Below are 23,580 nucleotides of genomic sequence, written 5' to 3'. Positions count from 1 at the left end.
TAGGAGCTGCCAAATGCGATCGCATTCTCACACAGTACCCCCTACCTCTTATCCCAACGGCTGTGAGATGCTAACTTACCAACTAAGAAGTAATTTCTAAAAACTAACCACTCCCTTATGTCTATTTCTTCTCCTCAACCAGCTCTGCTCGTCCTTGCCGATGGCACGTCGTACAAAGGCTGGTCTTTTGGTGCTCCTGGAACAGCTATCGGTGAAGTGGTCTTTAACACAGGTATCACCGGCTACCAGGAAGTCTTGACAGATCCCAGCTACTGCGGTCAGATTGTCACCTTTACCTATCCAGAATTAGGCAACACTGGTGTCAATCTAGATGATGAAGAATCGAATGGTCCCCAAGTGCGGGGCGCGATCGCTCGTAACATTGCCTCCCGTCCCAGCAATTGGCGTTCCAGCCAGTCTTTGCCCGATTATCTCAAGCAACACAACATTCCAGGCATTTACGGCATCGATACCCGTGCCCTTACCCGAAAGATTCGCTCTGCTGGTGCCATGAATGGCGCAATTTCCACCGAAATTCTTGACCCCGTTGAATTGTTGGAGAAAGTGCAAGAAGCTCCCAGCATGGCAGGATTGAATCTAGTTCGGGAAGTGACCACTGCCAAAGTCTATGAGTGGTCTGACCCCACCGAGTCGAGTTGGGAATTTAGCCCTGGAATCCCCTCAGAAAGCGGGGAACCCCTCACGGTGGTTGCCATTGATTTTGGCATCAAACGGAACATCCTGCGGCGTCTGGCGAGTTACGGTTGCCGCGTGGTCGTGGTTCCCGCCAATACACCCCCCGAAGAAATTCTCAAGCACAACCCGGATGGAATTTTTCTTTCCAATGGTCCCGGCGATCCCGCTGCTGTCACCGAAGGCATCGAAACCACAAGGGCGCTGCTAGAAAGCCAGAAACCGATGTTTGGGATCTGCATGGGGCACCAAATTCTTGGTCTTTCGCTGGGGGCTGACACCTTCAAGCTCAAATTTGGTCATCGGGGCTTAAATCAACCCGCCGGTTTTGAGAAGCAGCGAGTGGAGATTACTAGCCAAAATCACGGGTTTGCCATTGACGCAGATTCTCTAAATCCAGAAGTAGAAATTACCCACCTAAACCTGAACGACCGCACCGTGGCTGGGTTGCGTCACAAATCTCTACCCTTCTTTTCCGTGCAGTATCACCCAGAAGCCAGCCCTGGCCCTCACGATGCCGACTATCTGTTTGAGCAATTTGTTGAGCAGATGCGATCGCATAAGCGTAGCGCCTAGATGCGATTGCATTGTTTCGATAAGACCCGTTAGCGAGTAGATTTCCCCCTCTTTGAGGGAGAGGGGGAAAGAGGGGTGAAGGGTGTCCCGGATGAAGTAGAAAGTCTTAATATCCTTGCTCGGTCGCGAATAACTAAGGACGAATTACAACAGATGCGTATATCCGCGCATTGTGTTTTATAATAAAGCCTCGACTAAGGACAATCCAGCTAGGAGGGTGTTATTCCTGAGCCACTAACCCTAACTGTCAGCTTAAGAGGCACTCGCGAAGTTAGGGACAATTATCAGCTATTCCGCCTCACAGGCTTATTGGATGCTTTTTCCGAACCCACATTTCGGAAAGTTATCAGCAAGTGTATTGAAGATGGACCCAGCAACGTTGTGCTGGATCTTTCCAAAATTGATTTTGTTGATAGCTCTGGATTGGGCGCTCTAGTGCAGCTGGTGAAAAAGGCTCAAAGCCTTGAGGGTAGTTTGCAAATTGTTACAAATGCCCGAGTGACTCAAACTGTCAAGCTGGTTCGCTTAGAACAGTTTCTGTCATTGCAGCCTTCAGTCGAAGCGGCATTGGAGAATGTCAAGCCTGCTTGACCTATACAGAGGCGCGATCGCGTAGCGGCGCGGATGCGCTTTTCGTATGCCGCGATGATTCGGCTACTCGCGCTTGAGGGGCGGGGGCTTTAGAACCCGCCCCAATCATTTTCAAAAGTCCTGAACCGGGAATGATGGGGAAACAAAGAGCAGCGGTGCAGAGGCGTAGGAGACAAGGGAACAGGTAATTACCGATTACCCCCTACCGACTCCCGACTCCCCATACCCCATCCCTGATTTTCAGGCAAAAGCATTAAGATCAACTAGAGGGCGAGGTAGGGCATAGATGTGAGTTCACAGGAGGAAGAGTGTTCAGATTGGCTGAATACTAACCCCGTACTGGGTGAAACCAAAATATCGTTGAACTCGATCTGGGCGATCGCAGATCGTCGCACGCAAATTCAGCGGATTTCCCCGGCGTCTTTAGCTTATCTAGGAGATGCCGTGTATGAGCTTTATATCCGTAGTTTTTATCTACTGCCACCCAAGCGATCCCACGCTTATCATGACATGGTAGTGGCGCAAGTGAGAGCTGAAAGTCAGGCAAAAGCATTGCGATCGCTCGAACCCCACCTCACCAACACAGAATTAGAAATCTTGCGGCGGGGACGTAACGCCGCGGCAGGTCGTCCCAAGCGCCTCGATCCCGAAATTTATCAACAAGCTAGCAGCTTAGAGACGTTGATGGGCTATCTTTACCTAACAGATCCCCAGCGATTGAATCAGCTGCTGAGCTACTTAGAGCTAAATCCACTTCCACAAGTTAAAGATTCTTAACAATATGGCCGATCAACATCGCCGCCCTCAGCCTCCAAGCAGATCCAGCGCCAGTCGAGGGAAGCCCATTCGAGCCAAGCGTGCCTTCCCAAAGCGTCTTGGGGACAATCGGATTGGGAAGCGAATTGTAGAGCAACAGACGCCCCAGGATCGTTCCTTCTCTGATAACGAGGATGTCAATCGGGATTCGCGCCCAGTTGGGAAGCACGAGCAAGTCAAGCCAATTCTCCAGCGCCGGGAGCGTCAGCAAATCCGTCCTGCTTCCCGTCACAAAGACACAGACTCAATTGACACGCGCCGAGAGCGTCAGCAAATCCGTCCTGCTTCCCGCCACAAAGACACAGACTCAACTGACACGCGCCGGGAGCGTCAGCAAATCCGTCCTGCCTCCCGCCACAAAAACACAGACTCAATTGACACGCGCCCGACAGACAACTTCAAGCCAAAGAAGTCAATTCCCAACCGTCACGAACGGGAGATCCCCAGAGGTCGTTTTCAGGACGAGGATCGAGCAGCAGCAGCCGCACCCGAAGAAGAAAGCGATCTGATCTATGGACGGCATCCTGTCCTCACAGCCTTGGAAAAACATCGCCAGCTGAATCGGGTTTGGATACTGCCAAATTTGCGTTATGATTCCCGGTTTCACTCCCTCCTACTGAAAGCCAAGGAACGGGGAACGGTAATCGATGAAGTCAGTGCGCGCCGCTTAGAGCAAATTAGCCACGGGGCAAATCACCAAGGAGTGGTCGCTCAAGTCGCACCCTACGCTTACACTGACCTGAGTGAGTTAATCGCTCAGGCAAAATCCGTCTCGGAGCAGCCAGTGCTGGTGGTAGCGGATGGCATTACCGATCCCCACAATCTAGGAGCGATTATTCGCACGGCAGAAGCTTTGGGTGCCCAGGGATTGGTGATCCCTCAACGACGAGCAGTGGGAATCACATCCGCCGTCATGAAAGTGGCAGTCGGAGCTTTAGAAACTTTTCCTGTTTCCAGAGTGGTTAACCTCAGCCGTGCCTTAGAAGAATTGAAAGCGGCTGGCTTTTGGATTTATGGCACCGCCGCAGGCGATGGTCAAATGTTACACACTACTCAATTTACCGGGCCAGTAGTATTGGTGATTGGTTCTGAAGGTGAAGGATTGAATCTTCTGACACAAAAGTGTTGTGACTTCCTGATTTCGATTCCGCTACAGGGAAACACACCGAGCCTGAATGCGTCAGTCGCAGGGGGAATGGCTCTTTATGAGATATATCGTCAGCGCTGGTCGAATCGGCTCTACTTGAATAATCTTTCAAAAGAGACTTTCAAAAAGAAAGATGACAGAATATAACAGAATGTAAAGAACAACCTTTTAGAAGACTGCTTTGTATCCCCTAAGATAGGCCAAAAACATGAAGGAATTCTTGATTAACATTCTCCACTTCTTTGGATGGGCTTCGTGGGTTGAGATTGTCACAGACAACCCCCGTTGTACTTACTACTTTGGCCCTTTCCTTAGCTCTCAGGAAGCTGATAGAACCAAAGCTGGTTATATCGAAGACCTGGAAGCAGAAGGAGCGAAAGGCATTAAGGCTACTGTGAAGCGCTGTAAGCCAGAGAAGCTGACGATTTACGATGAGTCGGGGGAGCGTTTTGACCGCCAAAGAACAGCTACGTTTTTTAGCGGTCAGCCTTCTTAGGTTTTGAGCTTTTTCACAGGTGATATCCACTTCCTTTGAATCCCCATCTTTGGCACCTTACCCCTAACCCCTCTGGGTTTACCAGAGGGGTGCGATCGCTAGGAATAGATGCTTCTGGGATGCTAAGAATTCACAAGATTGGAAGGATACCAGACTCGAACTTGCATCCCCTTTGGTCGGGGCTGCATCACTTCAGGACAGGGTGAGGCGACGATGGTATCTAAACTCTGGCTGGCGTCACGACTTGTGGATGGCTATCGAGCCAAGAGTCAATGTCCCGCAGTACCCGTTCGGGAATTTCCCAGGGAAATAAATGAGCGGTATTCGGGTAGCAGTGCCATTGGCAATCCTTGAGGTGATGAGCCGTTTCTAAACTGGACTCAGGGGTGATGTGGCGATCGCTTGCTCCTGCCAGCATCAAACTCGGACATTGGATTTGCTGGAGATCCGCCAATCGGTTGTAACCAGCTCTCAGAGCAGTATTGAGTGCCTGCGTTGCCGCCGCTGAGGTTTGCAAGTAAGCTGACATCGCTTCCAATGCGAGGTAGCGGTAAGCGCCAGGGGTATGTTGCCCGATCAGGTAGCGATAGAGCGATCGCTTCCCAAAGGTCTCGATATTCCACTCCCACCCAGGCTGTACTCGGTTCACGATCGAAGCCAGCCCCGTGTAGAAATTATCCTGCCAGCTGATTGGCGGATGATTCCCACGGGGGCGTGCTGCTGTGGCAATCAAAATTAAACCCGTGACTCGCTCTGGTAGCTTCAGCGCCAACTCCATCGCCAAAATCCCCCCTAACGACCAACCCGATACCAGGCAACGCTCAATCTGGAAGCGGTCTAGAAGCGCCTCCAAATCGGTTAAATGGTCTTCCATTCTAAAATTACCCTTGATGCGACTATTGCCGTATCCCCGGAGGTCAGGGGCAAAAGTTTGGAATTTTTGGGATAAGTGGTTAGTGAATACAGACATACTGCTGCCTAAACCTGGATGACCGTGTAGACAGAGAATCGGAAAGCCTTGTCCCTGGCGGAGAACGCTGAGGTGATGAGATGAAGAGGACGAGTGATGCATGAAGCCTATTTCTCTTTATATCCTCCAGCATAGGTAATCACGCACATCGATTTGTATTTTGCGTGAGACCCAAAAGCCACTCCTGCGACTCGGAAAGCCGGGTTGAAAATGTTTTTTCTGTGACCGCGATCCGGAACTCCATCATCAATGATTAACTGCATGACGATAGATTGAGGGGTGTCAGAGCCGTAACTAATATTTTCGGCTGCGGTGGTTTGCCAGGAACCGTAGCGGTTGATGCGAGAAAACGGATCGCTGCGATCGCTCCCATTGTGACCAACCTTACCTTTTGGTCCTTGGTCTTTCACATGATCCCTAGCCCCCAATGACATCCCTTTAGATGCACTTAGAGGTGGGAGAGGACGAGTGGATTTCAGGAAGCGAATCGCTTCATCGACGGCTTTCACACCTTCTTGGGTTTGTAAAAAGACGTTTCCAGACATTCTCACTTGCTTACCTTGGAAGCGTTTTTTCCAATTCTCCAGTACGGCGGCATAGGCGGCGGGATTTTTCCGCGCCTTATTCATTTCAGCAATCACTCCTTGTTCCAGCGGTGAGAGAGTAGTCGCCTGCGCTAGCAAGAGAGAGCCTTCTTGAGAAAAACCAACGGGGACAATATTACCGCTAACATTTGCTAGAGGCTGCCGCGCTTGAACCATCAAAGGAGAGAACGTAGCGAGTAGAACGATGGGGGCAAATGCCCAAAATTGAATTCGACGCATAAGTTACTTTAAGACTCGCTGCCACGAGTTGATAAACTGTCCGTATTAGATAAATAGACAGCACCCGACGAGAAAGTTTCCCCATTTTTGACTACGAGGGGATCGTCTAAAATTTTCAGTGTTTGTGCTAGCTGAGTTTCATTTTGAATCGCGTTACAGTCGATGTCATCGGTGCGATCGCGTACTACTTAGCCTTGAAGTTAGCTTTGAAGCCGCGTTCAGTAAGTTTGTATAATTCGACGCAATTAAATTCTTGTATTGAACCTGATTCAGAATTTAGGGCGCTGGTAAGGTGGAGTGGTAGCATGCCTCTCACTTGTATTTGTCAGCGATAAAACTTATCTATATACGCAGAATAATTCTAGTTTTTTTGCAATTCGTCATTTCAACAAATGTTACTAGCGTTTGTGTAGAGGGAACTCTAGATATTGAATCCTCTTTGTCATCATGCACTTTGGTATGCAGATGGGGAGGCTGAGAAACCCCAGTATTGGATACTGTCCAGTGTAGGAACCAATCCCTAATTCATGAAACAGCACTTCCCGGCTCAGAGCCAGATGAAGCACGATTGCCTTTGTTTCCAATTCATCGAAAACCTACCCTTAGCGGCTGCCATTCTCGATAGCAACCTCAATTATCTGCTCTTCAGCCAGCGGTGGTTGAGCGATTTGGGACTGAAGCAACCGGAAATTATTGGGCGATCGCATCCTGAGGCTTTCCGTTCGGACTGGGAACCCTTACAGGCAGCATACCAACGCTGTTTGACCGAAGCAGTCGAGATGTTGGTTGAAGAACCGTTTCAGCGAACGGATGGCTCAACTGGCTGGCGCAAATGGGAGATTCGTCCTTGGCAAGATGAAACCGGAGTGATGGGCGGCATCATCCTGGCAACTGAAGATATTACGGAGCGCAAACAAGCTGAGGCAGCTTTAGCCGTTAAGGAGGCACGCTTTAAAGATACCACCGCGAATCTACCTGGGGTGATTTTCCAGTTTACCAACCGGAAGGATGTCTGGAGAGTAGATTGTATGAGCGAAGGAATCTGGAATCTTCTAGGCGTGACGGCTGAGGTGGTGATGGCAGATTTCGGCGCGTTCATTCGTCAGGTGCATCCTGACGACTTAGAAAGCTATTATGCATCGGTCACTGAAGTGATTGAGCAATCCATCCCTTGGCACTATGAAGGGCGATTAATCAAGCCAAATGGAGAGATACGCTGGTGGCAGGGTAGTTCTATCCCTACGAAAAACAATCAGGGTGAAATTATCTTCTGTGGGGTGCTGCTAGATATCACGGAGCGAAAGGAAGCGGAAGCAGCACTGAACCAAGGGAAGCTAGAGCTAGAACAACGAGTCGAGGAACGCACTCAGGAACTCCGAGCGGTGGTGGCACACCTGCAAGACGAAATTCGAGAGCGAGAGCAGGCAGAAGCCGCTTTGAAAGAGAGCGAGGCAGAACTACAAGCGATTATCGATAACTGTCCGGCAGTGATTTATTTAAAGGATATTCAAGGACGACACATTCGGGTTAATCGGGAATTTGAACGGTTATTTGGCATTACCAGAGAGGAGATTAAAGGAAAGACGAATTACGACTTGTTTCCCCAAGAAATGGCTCAGCAGTTTACACAGAACGATCGACGGATTCTGGCAGGGGGAAAAGCCATCGTCTCAGAAGAAGTTATCCTCCATGAAGATGGTTTGCATACCTACGTTTCGGTGCATTTCCCAATTCTGGATGAAGCTGGTGTGCCTTACGCGCTGGGTGGAATTTCGACGGATATCAGCGATCGCAAGCGCGTCGAAGACGAACGCAAACAAGCGGAAGCAGTCCTGCGCGAACGCAATGCCATCTTAGGCTCTATTTTGGAAAGTACACCAGACTTCATCCTTGTCAAAGATCGGCAGGGGCGTCATATCGCGCTCAACTCTAATTTGGCAAACTTCTTTGGAAAGCCAATTGAGGAGATTCTTGGCAAAGACGATTCTGAACTGCTACCTCCTGACATTGCCCACCAAATCATGGCGAGAGACCGTCAGATTATGGAAGCAGGCGTTACTGAAGCTTATGAGGAAGTGGTTTCTAATGGTGACATCAACACCACCTTTTTAACCACAAAAGCTCCTTGGCGGGATGCTCACGGTAACATTCTGGGTATCGTTGTCATCACGAGGGATATTAGCGATGTCTACGACGAGCTTCGCTTACGCAAACGGGTAGAAGATGCCTTGCGATTGTCCGTTCAGCAGCTAAAAGAGCAAGCACAGCGCGAACAGTTAATTAATCGGCTCACAAACCAGATTCGCAATTCTCTTGACTTTGATGCCATCTTAGAGACAACATTGCACGAAATCCAGAAAGTCCTTCAGACCGATCGATGTCATCTTGGCTGGTATCACGGCAATGTAGAGGAGCCATACTGGGAAATTTCTCCGGAAGTTCGCCTTTCTCACCTACCCGATTTGACCGGACGCTATCCTGCATCGGCATTCGGTGTGTTAGCGACCAAACTTCTAAAGCTGGAAACTTTACGAATAGAAGATATCGAGACGGTAGAAGATCCCACTTGGCGAGACTTTGTACGCACGCTAGGAATGCGAACAGTACTGATTATCCCCGTTCAGTTGCCTGGGGGCATGGTTGTCGCAATTTGCTGTAGCCACAGCACCGAACCGCGTTTCTGGAACGATAGCGAGGTCGAGTTGCTACAGGGCGTGATCGAGCAGTTTGCGATCGCGCTCAACCAGGCAGACCTGTACAATCAAACCCGTACTAAAGCGCAGGAGTTAGAACAAACGCTCAGGGAACTCCAGCAGACTCAGGCGCAATTGGTACAAACCGAAAAAATGTCCAGTCTGGGACAGTTAGTTGCCGGGGTTGCCCATGAAATTAACAACCCCGTCAACTTCATCTACGGCAACCTCTCCCATGCCAACGACTATATGCAAGACTTGCTGGGGTTGGTGGAACTGTATCAAACCCACTATCCCCAGCCGCATTCAGAAATTCAGGAGGAAGCTGAAGCGATTGACCTAGAATTCCTGATGCAAGACCTACCCAAGCTGCTATCGTCGATGAAAGTCGGAGCCGACCGAATTCAAAAGATCGTCCTGGCACTCCGCAACTTCTCGCGCATGGATGAGGCAGAAGTGAAAGCGGTTAACCTTCATGAAGGAATTGACAGCACGCTGACCATCCTGCACAACCGCCTGAAAGACAAATCTGACCGTCGCGGCATTGAAATCATCAAGGAATACGGAAATTTGCCCTTGGTGGAATGCTACGCCGGTCAGTTGAATCAAGTGTTTATGAATGTGCTTTCCAACGCGATGGATGCCCTAGACGAACGGGACGCTCAGCGATCGCCTCAGGAGATCAAAGAAAATCCCAGCCGCATCACCATTTGTACCCAGTTACTCAACTCCCAGCAGGTGCAAATCCGCATCGCTGACAATGGACGGGGGATGACTGAAACGGTTAGACAACGCCTGTTTGAACCTTTCTTTACCACCAAGTCGATTGGTAAAGGCACCGGATTGGGCTTGTCTATCAGCTACCAAGTGGTCGTCGAAAAACATGGTGGTCAATTGGAGTGCATTTCTTCTCCCGGTAAGGGAGCTGAGTTTCTGATTACACTGCCTTTAGTTACCAAAGTGACAGCCTCTGTGTAATCTGGCATTCTGTCAACTCAGGTACAGCTAAATGACTGAGGCTGTCAGAAGCGCTCAAAGGCAATGAACGCTTAAAACGCTCCATCCAGATTCAATCTTGATGACGCCGGAATTACTTGGCAGCAGTGAGTAGATTTTCCATATCTGAAAGTTGGATAGGGCCGGAGAAAGTCTCAGTATCGATCAAGAAAAAGGGAGTGCCTGCAAGCCCTAAACTCTCAGCTAGCTGGACATCCTGTCCAATCGCAGCACTAGCAGCATCGCTGGCGCGATCGCGGTTAAATTGCTCTAAATCCAAATTGAGTGTTTGAGCAATCTCCACATACAACTCCTCGCCCAATTTGTCTTGCTTGGCAAATAAAGCATCATGATATTCCCAGAATTTGCCTTGCCGATCTGCTGCCCATGCTGCTTTAGCCGCAGGCATAGCTTCCGCATGGATCGGAGCGAGGGGAAAATGCTTGTAAGCTAAGGTCACTTCATCCGGATGCTTTGCGATCAGCTCCTTTAGCGTGTCATGTGCTTGGGCACAATAAGGACATTGGAAGTCTGAAAATTCGATTAGGACAACCTTTGACGGCTCGGTTCCCGTCGTTGGAGATTCACCAATTACTGCCTTGGGGTTAGCCTTGAACTCCTGCAAGAATGACTGCTGGGCTTGGCTTAGCCGCTGTTGTTGTTGCTGCTGATATGCCTGAACAGATTCCAAAATTACTTCTGGGTGCTGACGAATCACCTGTAAAATTTGCTCTTCCAATCGCGGGCTGATTTGGGTCGCTGCTTGCACTGGAAGTGTCCAACCGAAAAATGTTAGAGACAATAGCAATAGGGTTGCGAGTCTCAATACTTTCTGAGCGAGAAAGCGCATGGGAGCGATCGCGCAAAACTGAAATCGACGCATAATTGACCTGGCGCGTGTTATGGACACGATCCAGTATGCTCGACTTGGAGGGTAACTGGACGCATCGGGAAAGTGATGTCTAAAGTAATGTCTTCTGTAGAACAACCTTCGGTTCGGCATTTCCGGGTTTGCCAAACTTCCCGCTAAAATTTCACAATCCCAAAGGATTGCTGAATTAACCATCGCGTCTAAACCACGACCTATACTAAATATCTGGACTTTGAGTCACTAAAGGTAGAAGCAAAGCATGCCATCCATCCGCGAGTTGCACAAACAACTCATTAGTAAAGAACGCTCCGCTGTAGAACTCACTCAAGAAGCTTTAGACCGCATTCAGGCACTAGAGCCGAAATTGAATAGTTTTTTGAGCGTGACGGCAGAGAGAGCATTAGAACAGGCTCAAGCTGTGGATGCCAAAATCGCTGCTGGTGAAGAAATTGGGCTGATGGCTGGCATTCCCATTGGCATCAAGGACAATCTCTGTACCCAGGGAATTCGCACCACTTGCGGTTCCAAGATTTTGGAAAATTTTGTCCCCTCCTACGAGTCAACCGTGACCCAAAAACTGGCAGATGCTGGTGCGGTGATGGTGGGCAAAACGAATATGGATGAGTTTGCGATGGGCAGTTCTACGGAAAGCTCTGCCTATCAAGTCACCGCCAACCCTTGGGATTTACAGCGGGTGCCGGGAGGATCGTCTGGCGGTTCGGCGGCGGCGGTGGCGGCAAGAGAGTGTGTGGTGTCTCTCGGTTCCGATACAGGGGGGTCTATCCGTCAGCCAGCATCTTTCTGCGGCGTTGTCGGGTTAAAACCGACTTATGGGCTGGTTTCCCGTTTTGGTCTGGTTGCTTATGGGTCTTCTTTGGATCAAATTGGGCCATTTGCGCGGACAGTCGAAGATGCAGCAATTTTACTGGGAGCGATCGCGGGTTACGATCCCAAGGACTCCACCAGTCTCGACGTAAAAATCCCAAACTATGCCAAATCCTTGAGACCTGACCTGAGACCTAGAGGTCAGTTGAGAGTCGGTTTTATTAAAGAAACTTTTGGCGAAGGTGTAGACTCCTGTGTGTGGCAAGCGGTCACAAAAGCGATTGAGCAGCTGCAAAACCTGGGAGCCGAAATTCAAGAAATTTCTTGTCCCCGCTTCCGCTACGGTTTGCCCACCTATTACATCATTGCTCCTTCTGAGGCATCCGCCAATCTCGCCCGTTACGACGGCGTGAAGTATGGCTTCCGGACGCCTGACGCGGATAATCTGTTGTCAATGTATACTCAGACCCGCTCCGCTGGTTTTGGCACCGAAGTCAAGCGGCGGATCATGTTAGGTACTTATGCGCTCTCGGCGGGATATTACGACGCCTATTATCTGAAAGCACAAAAAGTCCGCACCTTGATTAAACAAGACTTCCAACGGGCTTTTGAAAGAGTGGATATCTTAGTGTCTCCCACTGCTCCCACCACCGCATTTAAAGCAGGGGAAAATAGCGAAGATCCCTTGAGTATGTATTTAAATGACCTGATGACGATTCCTTTAAATCTTGCAGGTTTACCTGGATTGAGTTTACCTTGTGGATTCGATGACCAGGGATTACCGATTGGGATACAGATGATGAGTAACGTGTTGCGAGAAGATTTGCTACTGCAAGTCGCTTATGCATATGAGCAAGCAACTGATTGGCATCTACGCGCTCCAAAACTCTAGATTAGTAATCGGTAATTGGCATCACCGATTACCGATTACCGATTACCAATTACCGATTACCGAATATGTCTTTTGTTGGTTTGCACGTTCACAGTGATTATAGTTTGCTGGATGGTGCCAGTCAGTTACCGGAACTGGTGGATCAAGCATTGAAATTGGGGATGCCTGCGATCGCGCTTACAGATCACGGTGTTATGTATGGCGCGATTGAACTAATTAAAGTTTGTCGCGGCAAAACAATTAAGCCAATTATTGGCAATGAAATGTATGTCGTGAATGGTGATATTGAAGAACAAAAGCGTGGTCGAAAAAAATATCACCAAGTTGTTTTAGCGAAAAATACAAAAGGCTATAAAAACCTAGTTAAACTAACAACAATTTCTCATCTCAAAGGGTATCAGGGAAAAGGAATTTTTGCCCGCCCTTGTATCAATAAAGAATTATTAGCTGAATACCATGAAGGTTTAATTGTTACCAGTGCTTGTTTGGGAGGTGAAATTCCTCAAGCAATTCTTCAGCGGCGACCAGATGTTGCTCGTCGAACTGCTCAGTGGTATAAAGATGTTTTCGGTGAAGATTTTTATTTAGAAATTCAAGATCACGGTTCTCAAGAAGACCGAACAGTTAACGTTGAGATTGTAAAAATTGCGCGGGAACTAGACATTAAAATTGTTGCGACTAATGATTCCCATTTTATTTCCTGCAATGATGTCGAAGCTCACGACGCATTGTTATGTATTCAGACCGGAAAACTGATTTCTGAAGATAATCGGATGCGCTACAGCGGCACTGAATATCTCAAATCCGCTGATGAGATGAAATATCTGTTTCGAGATCATCTGCCGGACGACATAATTGAGGAAGCGATCGCAAATACCCTAGAAGTCGCAGATAAAGTTCAACCTTACAACATCCTCGGCGAACCTCGCCTTCCCGACTATCCTATACCAGCCGACTACACCGCCGATACCTATCTCGAAGATGTTACTTGGAAAGGTCTCTTAGAACGCTTTGGTTATCGTTCTCGTGCTGAAGTCGATCCCATCTATAAAGAACGCCTGGAATATGAGTTGAAAATGATGCAACAGATGGGATTTTCAACTTACTTTCTAGTCGTTTGGGACTATATCAAATATGCCAGAGATAATAATATTCCAGTAGGGCCTGGTCGCGGTTCTGCGGCGGGTTCTCTGGTTGCTTATGCCTTAAAAATTACTAACATCGATCCCGTCCATCATGGGTTACTATTCGAGCGATTTTTGAACCCAGAACGGAAATCTATGCCAGATATTGATACGGATTTCTGCATTGAACAACGGGACAAAGTGATTGAATATGTTACCCAAAAGTATGGCACGGATAGGGTGGCGCAGATTATTACCTTTAACCGCCTCACGTCTAAAGCTGTGTTGAAAGATGTCGCCAGAGTGTTGAATATTCCCTATGGGGATGCAGACAAAATGGCGAAACTGATCCCAGTGGTGCGTGGTAAGCCCACAAAACTCAAGGTGATGATTTCGGATGATACCCCCGCACCAGAGTTTAAAGAAAAATACAATAATGACCCCATCGTTCGCCATTGGATTGATATGGCAATGCGAATTGAAGGAACGAACAAAACTTTTGGGGTACACGCCGCCGGTGTCGTGATTTCAGCAGAACCTTTAGATCAAATTGTGCCGCTACAACGAAATAATGACGGCTCAGTTATTACCCAGTATTTCATGGAAGACTTGGAATCGCTGGGGTTATTGAAAATGGACTTTCTGGGTTTAAGAAACTTAACCATGATCCAGAAAAGCATCGATCTAATTAAGCAAAATAAAAATATTACCCTCGATCCCGATCAACTCCCACTTGACGAAAGAAAAGCTCAGAAAATCTTAGCCAAAAGTGAAGTTAAAAAAATACCCCCGGATATTCAAAAGACCTACGAAGTATTAGAAAAAGGTGAATTAGAAGGCATCTTTCAATTAGAATCTTCTGGAATGCGTCAGATTGTGCGCGACCTAAAGCCTTCCAGCATCGAAGATATTTCCTCAATTCTTGCTCTCTATCGACCGGGGCCATTAGATGCGGGTCTGATTCCTCTGTTTATTAACCGCAAGCATGGTAGAGAAGAAATTAAGTATGTCGATCCCTTACTAGAGCCAATTCTGCAAGAAACCTATGCGGTTCTTGTTTATCAAGAACAAATTATGAAAATGGCTCAGGATTTAGCTGGATATTCTCTAGGTCAAGCAGACTTATTGAGGAGATCGATGGGCAAAAAAAAGGTTTCGGAAATGCAAAAGCATCGAGAAGCCTTTATTGATGGAGCTGCTAAAAATGGGGTAAAGGAAAAGATTGCTGAAGATTTATTCGAGCAGATGGTTAAATTTGCCGAATATTGCTTCAATAAATCCCATTCAACGGCTTATGCGTATGTAACTTATCAAACGGCATATTTAAAGGCAAATTATCCGGTTGAATACATGGCGGCGCTGCTGACATCTAACAGTGGCGACCAGGATAAGGTGCAAAAATATATCACCACTTGTTTGAGTATGAATATTCAAGTGGAGCCGCCAGATATTAATCGATCGGGAGTTGATTTTACACCGCTGCAAAATAGTATTTTATTTGGATTGTCGGCAGTCCGAAATGTAGGAGAGGGGGCAATTCGGTGTCTTTTGGCAGCACGGGAAACCGGGGGCAATTTTAAGTCTTTGGCTGATTTGTGCGATCGCGTGGATCTTCGCACGGTTAACAGCCGCGCCTTAGAAGCTTTGATCAAATGCGGTGCGTTTGATACCCTCGAACCCAACCGACAGCAATTAAGCAAAGACCTTGAGCTAGTTCTCCCTTGGGGGCAAAACCGCGCCAAAGACCGAGCCAGCGGACAGGGAAATCTCTTTGACTTTGGAAATACGACAACAGAAAGTAGCTTTGAATCTGCTCCTAAGGCTCCAGCCATCCCTGATTTTTCTCAACACGAAAAGTTACATTTTGAGAAAGAACTGCTAGGCTTTTACGTCTCTGACCATCCCCTTAAATCTGTGCGGAAATCCGCTCAAATTCTCGCTCCGATTAATCTTAGCGAACTCGGCGACCAGCGGGAGGATACGACTCTTAGCGCCATTGTGATAGTCAGCGGGATCAAACCCGTAGTCACCAAAAAGGGCGATCGCATGGCAATCTTGCAAATCGAAGACTTAACAGGTCAATCTGAAGCCGTCGTCTTCCCGAAAACTTACGAACGCATTCACTTACATCTAGTCGTGGATAATCGCCTGATTATTTGGGGAAAAGTAGACAGGCGAGACGATAAAACTCAGCTAATCGTTGAGGATACAGAACCCATTGAACAAGTGCGGATGGTGATGGTGGAACTGACACCTCATCAAGCGGGTGACATTGCGGAACAGCATCGCTTGATGACCAATCTCCAAGAACACTCAGGCGATAAAGACAAAGCAAATGTCCCGGTGATTGCGACGGTGAAAGGAGGACAGCGGCACTTAACCGTTCGCCTTGGTCGTCAATTCTGGGTGCAAGACCACAACACAGCGGTTGAGGCGCTCAATTCGGCGGGTTTTCCGGCTCGCGTTCAGCCTCTGATCGCTGTTTGAGATTGTTTAATTGATGGCGGTGCCTTCCAAACAGCCATCCCCAAGGCGCTAGCTCTGAGGGGGCTTTTTGGGCGTTGGAGATCCCAGAAACTGACTTTTTAGCTCCTCCAATTCCAGATCGACCTGGCTGTTAGCTTTAGCAGGATTTGAAGATGGAGGTTGTGGGGACGCCGATTTTTGATTTTCGTTTTTGGCGGTGCTACCACCCATTATTTCGGCTTTTAAAGCCTCTAATTCAATATCAATTTGGCTTTTGGATGGGTTAGCTTTTAAAGCCTCTAATTCAATATCAGCTTGGCTTTTGGATGGGTTAGCTTTTAAAGCCTCTAATTCAATATCAATTTGGCTTTTGGATGTATTAGGGGGCTTGTTGGCAACGGGTGGTGTCACCGGCGATGATTTCAGAGGCTTGGCAGGTGTCGCCGGTGTATGAGAAATTACCGTGACTTGGGCTGGCGAAGGATTCAGGTCTTTCAAGACTTCTTCTACTGATTGATAGCGCCGACTGGGAGCAGTTTGCAGCATTTTGTCCAGAATTTTGCCCAGCGAATCGCTAACTTTAGAGATTAAATATTGCCGCCAAATCCAAGCATCTTCGTTAATATCGTACAAGTCAAACGGAGAGCGCTGAGTTAATAGATGAATGCAGGTGACGCCTAAACTATAAATATCGCTAGCGAAAGAAGCTTTGCCTCTGGCTTGCTCTGGTGCCACATATTCAGGGCTGCCAATGCTGGTTCCCGTTTGGTTGAGGGCGTTAGTGGTGGCAACTTTAGACGCGCCGAAATCAACCAGAACGAGCTTGCGATCGCGACTTCTGCGAATAATATTTTCTGGCTTAATATCTCGGTGAATCACTTGTTGGCTGTGGACAAATTGCAGCACTGACAATAAATCATTCAGCAACTGACGAATCTGAGATTCGCTAAAAGCACCCACCTGTGCCAATTCTTGGGCTAAGTTTTGCCCATCGATAAACTCTTGCACCAAATACTGGCGATCGTCTTGAGTAAAATATGCCAGTAATTCAGGAATCTGGGAATGTTTACCCAGTTCATCCAGCCGCATCGCTTCTTGATTAAATAACTCAATTGCCTTTTTAACCGTGCTGGTGCCTTGGGCTTGCGGGTAAAACTGCTTGATTACACAACGCGGTTTAGAAGGTTTGTCTTCATCCACTGCCAAAAAAGTTCTACCAAAACCGCCTTGCCCAATCGGTTTGATGGCACGGTAGCGGTCTTTGAGCAGCAACTTAGTGCCGCAAGTCAGGCAAAACTTTGTATCAGAGGGATTTTGAGAGTTTGGGCAAGCTGGATTGAGGCAATAGCTCATAGTGGGAAGCGCTGCAACTGACTAAATCTATGTTGACACTCCTAGCGCTAAAGCCTTGTTTTTTTACGGGCTTTTTCCAGAATTAATGTTTTTCTGGCTGGAATTTTTCTTCCCAATGTAAGAACTCAAAGCCCAAACCCGATCTTTACGGTGTCTCTTCTAAATCTTCTGGCACATCGGTATCGGGCCACAACAAGCGGACGGCAATTAAGGCAAACCCAATGGCTGCGATCGCTTTGAGTAACCGCGCAGGCAACAGCACCGCCACGCCTTCCCCAGCAATGACTCCCAGGAAGCTAGCCAACAGCAGTGCGGCGATCGTTCCTAGAAACACGGCGCGGGGAGATTTAGAACTGCCACTGAGCGCGATCGCTGCCAATTGGCTCTTATCTCCAATCTCCGCCAAGAATACCGTGATGAAACTAATTCCGAGAAGATGCCAATCCATAGTTGAAGGTTGGAAGGGTTAAAGGTTGAAAGTTTTGAATCGCTGACAGGTTGAACTTTCAACGTGCCAACCTTGCAACGTAAAAATCTTGCAACTTAAAAATGTACGACATCCCACAGCAGCATCACAGAAACAAAGAGCAAACACGCTCCCGCTGCCATGTCCAAGGTTTTAGGAGACAGCCTAGTTGCCAGCCAGCGCCCCAACAATACACCCACCAAGCTTGTAGCAATCAGTGCCACTGCCGCCCCCGCAAACACCAACCACGGCGACTGAGATTCTGCACTCATCAGCAGCGTTGCCACCTGAGTTTTATCTCCCATTTCTGCCAAAAAGATCGTCAAGAACGTGGAGCTAAAGACAGTCCAAGGCACCCGCTGGAAAAGCTTCACTTTTGGCTTTTGAGATTTAGAATGGCTAATCTTTGAAGAGGGTGAAGGCGCTGGTTCAACGGCAGGTACCTGGGCGCTAGGACGCTCTAAGGCAGGCAGGCTAGGAGGCAGTGCAGAAAGTTTCACTATTGAGTTAGGCTCAACGCTAGCTAATTTTCATATTCTTTTCATTTTCTCAGAATATGGTACAAATATCAACCTTTGGTTGCTTGCAGAAGATTTAAGTTCCTAATCGGTTTCAAAAGCCAACTTCCTTGTTAAATCGGATCATTTCTAAAGAGCGATCGCCATAAACGCCTTCAATCTGTTCGCGGCAACACTCAACCGCAAAGTCATTGAGTTCCTCTGGCTCAATGCCGTACAATTCCTCAAAAACATCTGCCTGCACCCGACAAAAGCGAGGACGATCTAGATAAATCTGACATTCTCGCGTCTCCCGATCGAAATTCACACACCATCCCCCTTCGCCGACCATGCTCAGATATAGCTGTAACTCCTCTGGCATGAGATATTGATCTAAGTCAGGGCGATCTGCTGGATCGAGATGACAGCAGGCTCCACATTGCTTAACACATTGCCAAGTCGGCATTGTTCCAAACCATCTTTCAAAAAGTTCTCGTCTCTTCAGTTTAGACGCGATAAATCGCGCCTTGAAGAGAGGTTTTTCCTTGCCAGCGGCAAGAAACGACTTTCTGAGGGTTTTTTGTCATTGTTTATACTTTTGTAAAGTTCTTTAAATAAAAGACGCAATCGCTGGGTAAGATTAGATGGCAAAATTTGCCAATTAGCTATTCAAATCAACACATTGTAAATACCCGTAGAAAGGCAGGACAAATGGAGATTTTCAGCGACTTGTTCAGCGGTTTGAGCAGCATCAACTGGGAAGTCATTGCTCAGCTAGGCTTTGTGGCGGTAATTATGCTTGCTGGCCCAGCAGTTATCTTCGTGCTGGCATTTCGAGGCGGCGACCTCTAAAAGACTGGCATTTTGACACAAAATCGTATTTTCAACGCACAGTACCGCAAAGGATAGCGCAGAGTTACGCAAAGGATGAGCAGATAGCTTTGCGTAACTTGGCAAATCCCTTTGCGTTACTTTGCCTTAAAAAATCTTATCTCGCTTTCTCAGAAAACTTAGGTATTTTTTCCCGGTAGATCCAGCGCTTGCATTGCCGCTTTAATCAATGGATAAAACGGAGGTTTCGTCACATCAACCTCTTTGGCGTTGTCCCGCGTGATTCCGAGTAAACCCATTCTGTGTCCTTGCTGAATCGCCAGAACCTTGCCTTCGGGATTTCTAATTTTTAACTCTTTTAAAGACTCAGAAAGGCTACAGGTATAGCGACGCTGGTTGTAGTGAAACTCAGCTTTCAGACTTGGGGAGAAGGGCAATTGATGGGGTTCACCCGTGGAACGTCGCAGACCTACTAACTCCAGTTGTACCGTGGTGTTGCCATTCCAGGTATTTTGTCGCAGTTTGTAGGCGATATCGACTCGCGACGGTAAAGGGTAATAATTGCCCCATCGCCAAGCGATCGCTTCGATTTTCCGAACCTGACTCCCGTTATTGCCAGAGTCTTGGAATTTTAATTTGACGTGACCCTTCCCGACAATTTTTTGCTCAACTACGCGGACATTCGGCGTCCAGAATACGGGATCGGCGTTTTCAATCCCGCACGGGTGAAGGGCATCAATCTGTTGGTACAGATCGAGATTAATATCGTCGAGGTTAGCCTGAACGTCAATCTTGAGCAGCGGCTTTAGGTGCTGGGGTTCCAGACACTGATGAGCAAAAAGGCTAAGACGCGATCGCAATGCAGGGAGATTTTCGGCTGGCATCGAAAAGCCCCCCGCCGCCTTGTGTCCGCCAAATTTCCCCAGCAAATCCTGACAAAACTGCAAAGCTTCAAATACGTGAAATTCAGGAATCCCCCGCGCCGAACCCCGGACGTGATGCTCATCTTCATAAGTTCCGATAAACACCGGCACGCCGTAGCGTTCCACCAAGCGCGAGGCAACAATTCCAATCACCCCATGATGCCATCCCGGTTGAACCAGCACTAACACCCGTTCTTGCTGGAAGTCAATCGACTTATCTGGAATTTGAGGTAAAACCTCACTGGCAGAATCTAACTTTTTATTCGGGGTTCCAATAATCTGGGTTTCTTCACACCAAGTAACAGCATCCCGTTCAATCTCTTCACAGAGTTGCTGTCGGTGTTTGTTAATTTGTTCGCACTGCATCGCCCGTTCCAGTGCGATTCCCATATCATCAGTTATCAGCAATTCAATCACCGTCTGCGGGTCGGCAATCCGTCCCACGGCGTTAATTCTTGGCCCCAGGCGAAACCCAATATCCTCTGGCTTTAAGGATTGTGAATTTGGGATTTTAGATTTTGGAGTTTCCGCTTCGCTGTTCTCTGTGCCTTGTGGTACTCCCGCTATCTGAATCAGCGCCTGAACTCCCGCTAGTTGAGAATTCGGTAATTGTTGCAAACCCCGCTTCACCCAGCGGCGGTTTACCCCTGTTAACGGTGCTAAATCGGCAATTGTTCCGAGGGTAAAAAGTTCTAATAGTGGCTTCACCAATCCCTTCGTTTGCCCCAGCTGTTGGGCGAGGGTGACAGCCAAGATATAAGCGACGCCAACGCCCGCCACCCCGCGATAAGGAGAAGATTCTCGAATCAGCTTGGGATTGAGAATGGCATCGGCTGGAGGCAGTTTTTCGGGAATATCGTGATGATCGGTGACAATAACTTTGACACCCAGCTGCCGTGCCCGATCGATTGGCTCAAACGCAGAAATGCCGTTATCTACCGTTAAAATCAGCCAAACGCCTTCCCGGTGAAATTCTTCGACAATGCGGCGATTAATCCCGTAGCCTTCACTCATGCGGCTGGGAATCGCATAATCCACCTGTGCCCCTAACCACCGCAGTGCCCGGAGTAAAAGCGCAGTGCTAGTCATCCCATCCGCATCATAGTCTCCGCAGATCGCAATTTTGTGCTGGGATGCGATCACTTCTTTCAACAACTCCACACTGATTGCCAAGTCGGGGAATTCTTCCAAAGGTGAGGGCAAAACCTGAGATTCTGGATCTAGGAATGCTTGCGCCTCTTCAGGTGTCTCAATGCCTCGGTTAATCAGTACCTGACTCAACAGTGGTGAAAGACCCGTCGTTTTAGCTAACTGTTGGGCTAGTTCGTCTCGTACTGGAAATATTTGCCATCGATGATTGGGCAATCGGGCAGGACGAGGGGATGATTCTGAATGAGGGCGATCTTGCACAGGCGTCGTATTTCCAGCAGTCTGGCTCAGCCCATCCTATCAGTTTTAATTCGTTAAATGATTGGGTCTATAGGGATATGCGATCGCTTTTAATAAACAGCAACCCGACCGTCATCTCTTAAATAAATTGTGCGATCGCCTGGAGGACGCCCACCAGGACGGACTTCGATTCGTAAAGTTCTGGCATTCGGTTTAGCGAGTCTCACTCCCAGGGGCAAACCCGTCGCATCCCACAGCAAAAGTGATAGATTCGGGTCTGTACCCCCTCCCCTCGTGAAAGACACTACTTGTCCGGGATTGAGGAGAATCGGATCGGTACCCACCACCTTTTGCATCTGAACCAAACTCGATGTCAGGTTTACCACCTCATAGGTGATGCGTTGTCCCGGTACGAACTGAATCGGGGCTGGGGGGCACTTTGCCGCACAAGTTCCCGCCAAAGCTGGTTGGATGTGTGCCGCTGCACCAACGCTAAAAGCAGCTACGACTAAAACTGCTGGTAAAAATTTAGACATTAAAGGCTGCGTTGTGACTTGCTGAGAAGTCTGTTCCCGAAAGCTCATTTACTCAAATTCTGTAATCTATTTATCTAAATTTTAAACTTTTTCAGAGTCTTTTGCTTTTTGCTGATACGCTCAAACCTGCTTTTTAGTTTATGTAATTATACGTATACTAAACAATACTTAGTATGAAAAATACGCACATACTAAGTAATACTGAATCCTTGCAGATTTAGCACAAATTCAAGCAAGACTTTTACAGTAAACGCAGCTGGGAATCTGTCGTTGCCACAGATTGCTGACTCGGTTGATTCGTTCCTATCGCTGATGCTGCCTCAATGTCAGAAGCGTTGAACCACGCCTCTTCCTCATGTGCCAGTAACTTCTGGGCTTCTTCCAGCATCAAGGCGGCAATATCCTTAAGGTCTTCCCGATTGGCTAAGTAAGTTTTCAGCGCTTCCACAGGATCGGTGCTGGCACTAGAACCGAGTTCGGGCAAGCGAGGACGCGCTAGCTGACTGACTAATTCCGCCTGAATTGTGTAGGTGTGGGCGTCACTTAAGCTAGCGTGCAGGGCATTATTATCAATCAAATCTATCTGCTCGGAACGCAGTTTGTAGATTAGCCGCACGACAGCATCTTTGATATCTTTTTTGCCTATCGCTTTGATTAAAGCGGCTTGCGGCTCAGATGCATCAGAGACATCCACTTCGATAGTCCGGAAGGGGCGCACCGGAAGAGGACAAAATTCCCACTGGGCGTTGCCTCGTTCCAGCTGAATCATCACATAGCCTTTGTCTTCTTTTTCTTCGCTGAAATCGACTCGCTCAATACTGCCTGGGTAGATAACTGGAGGCTGGTTCGACTTGTTGAGATTCTGATGTCGGTGGACGTGCCCCAACGCGACGTAGTCAAAGCAAGGTCGCGTCAGCATCGAGATGGGGATGGTAAACCCTTTGCCGACTGCTAGGAAGCGCTCTGCACCTAAGTTAGCTCGGTCTGCCATCAGGTGAGCTAAAAGAACGGTTGGCACTTCTGGATCTAGACGCCGGATTTCTCCTTCTAGGCAAGGCTCAAGACGCTTAATTAATAACTCGTTGACTTCGGCTAGAGACAAATCTTCGGTTTCTGGGCGCGTCAGCAGGGCGGAACGGGTGAGCCAAGGGAGGGTAATGATTTGGACGGGACCGCTGCGGGTTTCGATGCGGTGGGTGACGATGCGATCGCCTACAATAAACCCCGGCACTCCTAATGTCCGATAAATACATAAACTTGCGCCTCCCTGCCCCTGAGAATGCTGGTCGTGATTCCCCACGAGCAACACCGTTGGGATCTGAGCATCGACTAAGCGGCGAAACTGACTGGCAAACGCTTCCTGTACATATGGCGGCGGCGTTGCATCGGGAAAAGCATCTCCACCGAACAAGACTAAATCGACGGGTTCGGCATTCTCTCCATCTGAGCTTTGCCCAATCGCTCGGTCAATACACTTCGATAAAGTATTGACAAAATCCTCAAGGCGTGTGTTTACTCCGGTTTCCGGATTGACCCGTCCGTGGGAGAAGCCACTCCCCATGTGAATATCGGATAGGTGGAGGATTTTAATCATTTTGCTAATTG

General features: G+C 48.1%; 19 protein-coding genes. 9 read left to right on the top strand and 10 right to left on the bottom strand.

What is annotated here, in order from left to right; genetic code table 11:
- Window positions 1-117 precede the first annotated feature (117 nt).
- The 5 genes from carA to NDI44_RS24190 all read left to right on the top strand — a co-directional run bounded on the left by carA (window position 118) and on the right by NDI44_RS24190 (window position 4,319).
- Entirely contained in the window at window positions 118-1,269 is a 1,152-nt protein-coding gene (carA, locus tag NDI44_RS24210) for a glutamine-hydrolyzing carbamoyl-phosphate synthase small subunit (RefSeq protein WP_190414798.1), read from the top strand.
- A 222-nt stretch (window positions 1,270-1,491) separates the two neighbouring features.
- The gene (locus NDI44_RS24205) at window positions 1,492-1,860 is read left to right on the top strand and encodes an anti-sigma factor antagonist (protein ID WP_190414821.1); all 369 of its coding nucleotides are present in this window, start codon (window positions 1,492-1,494) and stop codon (window positions 1,858-1,860) included.
- A gap of 339 nt (window positions 1,861-2,199) precedes the next feature.
- A complete protein-coding gene (locus NDI44_RS24200) occupies window positions 2,200-2,637 on the top strand; it encodes a ribonuclease III domain-containing protein (protein ID WP_242028867.1) in 438 nt (145 codons plus the stop codon).
- A 412-nt stretch (window positions 2,638-3,049) separates the two neighbouring features.
- Entirely contained in the window at window positions 3,050-3,970 is a 921-nt protein-coding gene (gene rlmB, locus NDI44_RS24195) for a 23S rRNA (guanosine(2251)-2'-O)-methyltransferase RlmB (RefSeq protein WP_347276055.1), read from the top strand.
- Between the two features lie 61 nt (window positions 3,971-4,031).
- Window positions 4,032-4,319, top strand: coding sequence for a DUF1816 domain-containing protein (locus NDI44_RS24190; RefSeq protein WP_190414796.1), 288 nt, complete (start codon window positions 4,032-4,034; stop codon window positions 4,317-4,319).
- 220 nt (window positions 4,320-4,539) lie between these two features.
- On the opposite strand, the gene NDI44_RS24185 is transcribed toward NDI44_RS24190, so the two are convergent.
- Both NDI44_RS24185 and NDI44_RS24180 read right to left on the bottom strand, forming a co-directional pair.
- The gene (locus NDI44_RS24185) at window positions 4,540-5,391 is read right to left on the bottom strand and encodes an alpha/beta hydrolase (protein WP_190414795.1); all 852 of its coding nucleotides are present in this window, start codon (window positions 5,389-5,391) and stop codon (window positions 4,540-4,542) included.
- Between the two features lie 5 nt (window positions 5,392-5,396).
- Complete coding sequence (locus NDI44_RS24180) at window positions 5,397-6,113, bottom strand: CAP domain-containing protein (RefSeq protein ID WP_190414794.1); 717 nt, start codon at window positions 6,111-6,113, stop codon at window positions 5,397-5,399.
- A gap of 527 nt (window positions 6,114-6,640) precedes the next feature.
- Between NDI44_RS24180 and NDI44_RS24175 the strand changes: the two genes are divergently transcribed.
- Window positions 6,641-9,784 carry a PAS domain S-box protein gene (locus NDI44_RS24175; RefSeq protein ID WP_190414793.1) on the top strand — a complete coding sequence of 1,048 codons (3,144 nt, stop codon included), beginning with the start codon at window positions 6,641-6,643 and terminating at the stop codon, window positions 9,782-9,784.
- Window positions 9,785-9,896: 112 nt separating this feature from the next.
- Here NDI44_RS24175 and NDI44_RS24170 read toward each other — a convergent pair whose 3' ends face one another.
- Window positions 9,897-10,685, bottom strand: coding sequence for a thioredoxin domain-containing protein (locus NDI44_RS24170; protein WP_190414792.1), 789 nt, complete (start codon window positions 10,683-10,685; stop codon window positions 9,897-9,899).
- A gap of 247 nt (window positions 10,686-10,932) precedes the next feature.
- Between NDI44_RS24170 and gatA the strand changes: the two genes are divergently transcribed.
- On the top strand, window positions 10,933-12,390 hold the full coding sequence (gatA, locus tag NDI44_RS24165) for an Asp-tRNA(Asn)/Glu-tRNA(Gln) amidotransferase subunit GatA (protein ID WP_190414791.1): 1,458 nt from the start codon (window positions 10,933-10,935) through the stop codon (window positions 12,388-12,390).
- Between the two features lie 65 nt (window positions 12,391-12,455).
- Entirely contained in the window at window positions 12,456-16,001 is a 3,546-nt protein-coding gene (locus NDI44_RS24160) for a DNA polymerase III subunit alpha (protein ID WP_190414790.1), read from the top strand.
- Between the two features lie 48 nt (window positions 16,002-16,049).
- Here the strand turns inward: NDI44_RS24160 and NDI44_RS24155 are convergent, their stop codons facing one another.
- From NDI44_RS24155 to NDI44_RS24140, 4 genes are all read right to left on the bottom strand, one after another.
- A complete protein-coding gene (locus tag NDI44_RS24155; protein ID WP_190414789.1) occupies window positions 16,050-17,333 on the bottom strand; it encodes a serine/threonine-protein kinase in 1,284 nt (427 codons plus the stop codon).
- A gap of 145 nt (window positions 17,334-17,478) precedes the next feature.
- On the bottom strand, window positions 17,479-17,781 hold the full coding sequence (locus tag NDI44_RS24150; RefSeq protein ID WP_190414788.1) for a TMEM165/GDT1 family protein: 303 nt from the start codon (window positions 17,779-17,781) through the stop codon (window positions 17,479-17,481).
- Between the two features lie 95 nt (window positions 17,782-17,876).
- Window positions 17,877-18,203, bottom strand: a complete 327-nt coding sequence (locus tag NDI44_RS24145; protein WP_347275957.1) for a TMEM165/GDT1 family protein — start codon at window positions 18,201-18,203, stop codon at window positions 17,877-17,879.
- 208 nt (window positions 18,204-18,411) lie between these two features.
- Complete coding sequence (locus NDI44_RS24140; RefSeq protein WP_190414786.1) at window positions 18,412-18,762, bottom strand: YkgJ family cysteine cluster protein; 351 nt, start codon at window positions 18,760-18,762, stop codon at window positions 18,412-18,414.
- A 263-nt stretch (window positions 18,763-19,025) separates the two neighbouring features.
- Here NDI44_RS24140 and NDI44_RS24135 point away from each other — a divergent pair, with 263 nt between their 5' ends.
- Window positions 19,026-19,148, top strand: a complete 123-nt coding sequence (locus NDI44_RS24135; RefSeq protein WP_190414819.1) for a photosystem II reaction center protein Ycf12 — start codon at window positions 19,026-19,028, stop codon at window positions 19,146-19,148.
- A gap of 158 nt (window positions 19,149-19,306) precedes the next feature.
- Here the strand turns inward: NDI44_RS24135 and recJ are convergent, their stop codons facing one another.
- The 3 genes from recJ to sbcD form a co-directional block, all read right to left on the bottom strand.
- A complete protein-coding gene (recJ, locus tag NDI44_RS24130) occupies window positions 19,307-21,460 on the bottom strand; it encodes a single-stranded-DNA-specific exonuclease RecJ (RefSeq protein ID WP_190414785.1) in 2,154 nt (717 codons plus the stop codon).
- Window positions 21,461-21,549: 89 nt separating this feature from the next.
- On the bottom strand, window positions 21,550-22,023 hold the full coding sequence (locus NDI44_RS24125) for a hypothetical protein (RefSeq protein ID WP_242037152.1): 474 nt from the start codon (window positions 22,021-22,023) through the stop codon (window positions 21,550-21,552).
- 193 nt (window positions 22,024-22,216) lie between these two features.
- A complete protein-coding gene (gene sbcD / locus NDI44_RS24120) occupies window positions 22,217-23,569 on the bottom strand; it encodes an exonuclease subunit SbcD (RefSeq protein WP_190414817.1) in 1,353 nt (450 codons plus the stop codon).
- Window positions 23,570-23,580 lie beyond the last annotated feature (11 nt).

It is taken from the genome of Trichocoleus sp. DQ-A3, from assembly GCF_039961975.1.
Taxonomy (GTDB): domain Bacteria; phylum Cyanobacteriota; class Cyanobacteriia; order Cyanobacteriales; family FACHB-T130; genus FACHB-T130.
The sequence above is the reverse complement of the archived record's forward strand: the minus strand, read 5'-3'. Positions and strand labels throughout refer to the sequence as shown.

What these genes read in the sequence shown, in the direction of transcription:
- NDI44_RS24175 (WP_190414793.1), top strand. Translation starts at nt 6,641, where the DNA reads ATGAAACAGCACTTCCCGGCTCAGAGCCAGATGAAGCACGATTGCCTT.
- NDI44_RS24155 (WP_190414789.1), bottom strand. Translation starts at nt 17,333, where the DNA reads ATGAGCTATTGCCTCAATCCAGCTTGCCCAAACTCTCAAAATCCCTCT.
- gatA (WP_190414791.1), top strand. Translation starts at nt 10,933, where the DNA reads ATGCCATCCATCCGCGAGTTGCACAAACAACTCATTAGTAAAGAACGC.
- carA (WP_190414798.1), top strand. Translation starts at nt 118, where the DNA reads ATGTCTATTTCTTCTCCTCAACCAGCTCTGCTCGTCCTTGCCGATGGC.
- NDI44_RS24140 (WP_190414786.1), bottom strand. Translation starts at nt 18,762, where the DNA reads ATGCCGACTTGGCAATGTGTTAAGCAATGTGGAGCCTGCTGTCATCTC.
- NDI44_RS24190 (WP_190414796.1), top strand. Translation starts at nt 4,032, where the DNA reads ATGAAGGAATTCTTGATTAACATTCTCCACTTCTTTGGATGGGCTTCG.
- NDI44_RS24180 (WP_190414794.1), bottom strand. Translation starts at nt 6,113, where the DNA reads ATGCGTCGAATTCAATTTTGGGCATTTGCCCCCATCGTTCTACTCGCT.
- sbcD (WP_190414817.1), bottom strand. Translation starts at nt 23,569, where the DNA reads ATGATTAAAATCCTCCACCTATCCGATATTCACATGGGGAGTGGCTTC.
- NDI44_RS24160 (WP_190414790.1), top strand. Translation starts at nt 12,456, where the DNA reads ATGTCTTTTGTTGGTTTGCACGTTCACAGTGATTATAGTTTGCTGGAT.
- NDI44_RS24170 (WP_190414792.1), bottom strand. Translation starts at nt 10,685, where the DNA reads ATGCGTCGATTTCAGTTTTGCGCGATCGCTCCCATGCGCTTTCTCGCT.
- NDI44_RS24150 (WP_190414788.1), bottom strand. Translation starts at nt 17,781, where the DNA reads ATGGATTGGCATCTTCTCGGAATTAGTTTCATCACGGTATTCTTGGCG.
- NDI44_RS24125 (WP_242037152.1), bottom strand. Translation starts at nt 22,023, where the DNA reads ATGAGCTTTCGGGAACAGACTTCTCAGCAAGTCACAACGCAGCCTTTA.
- NDI44_RS24185 (WP_190414795.1), bottom strand. Translation starts at nt 5,391, where the DNA reads ATGCATCACTCGTCCTCTTCATCTCATCACCTCAGCGTTCTCCGCCAG.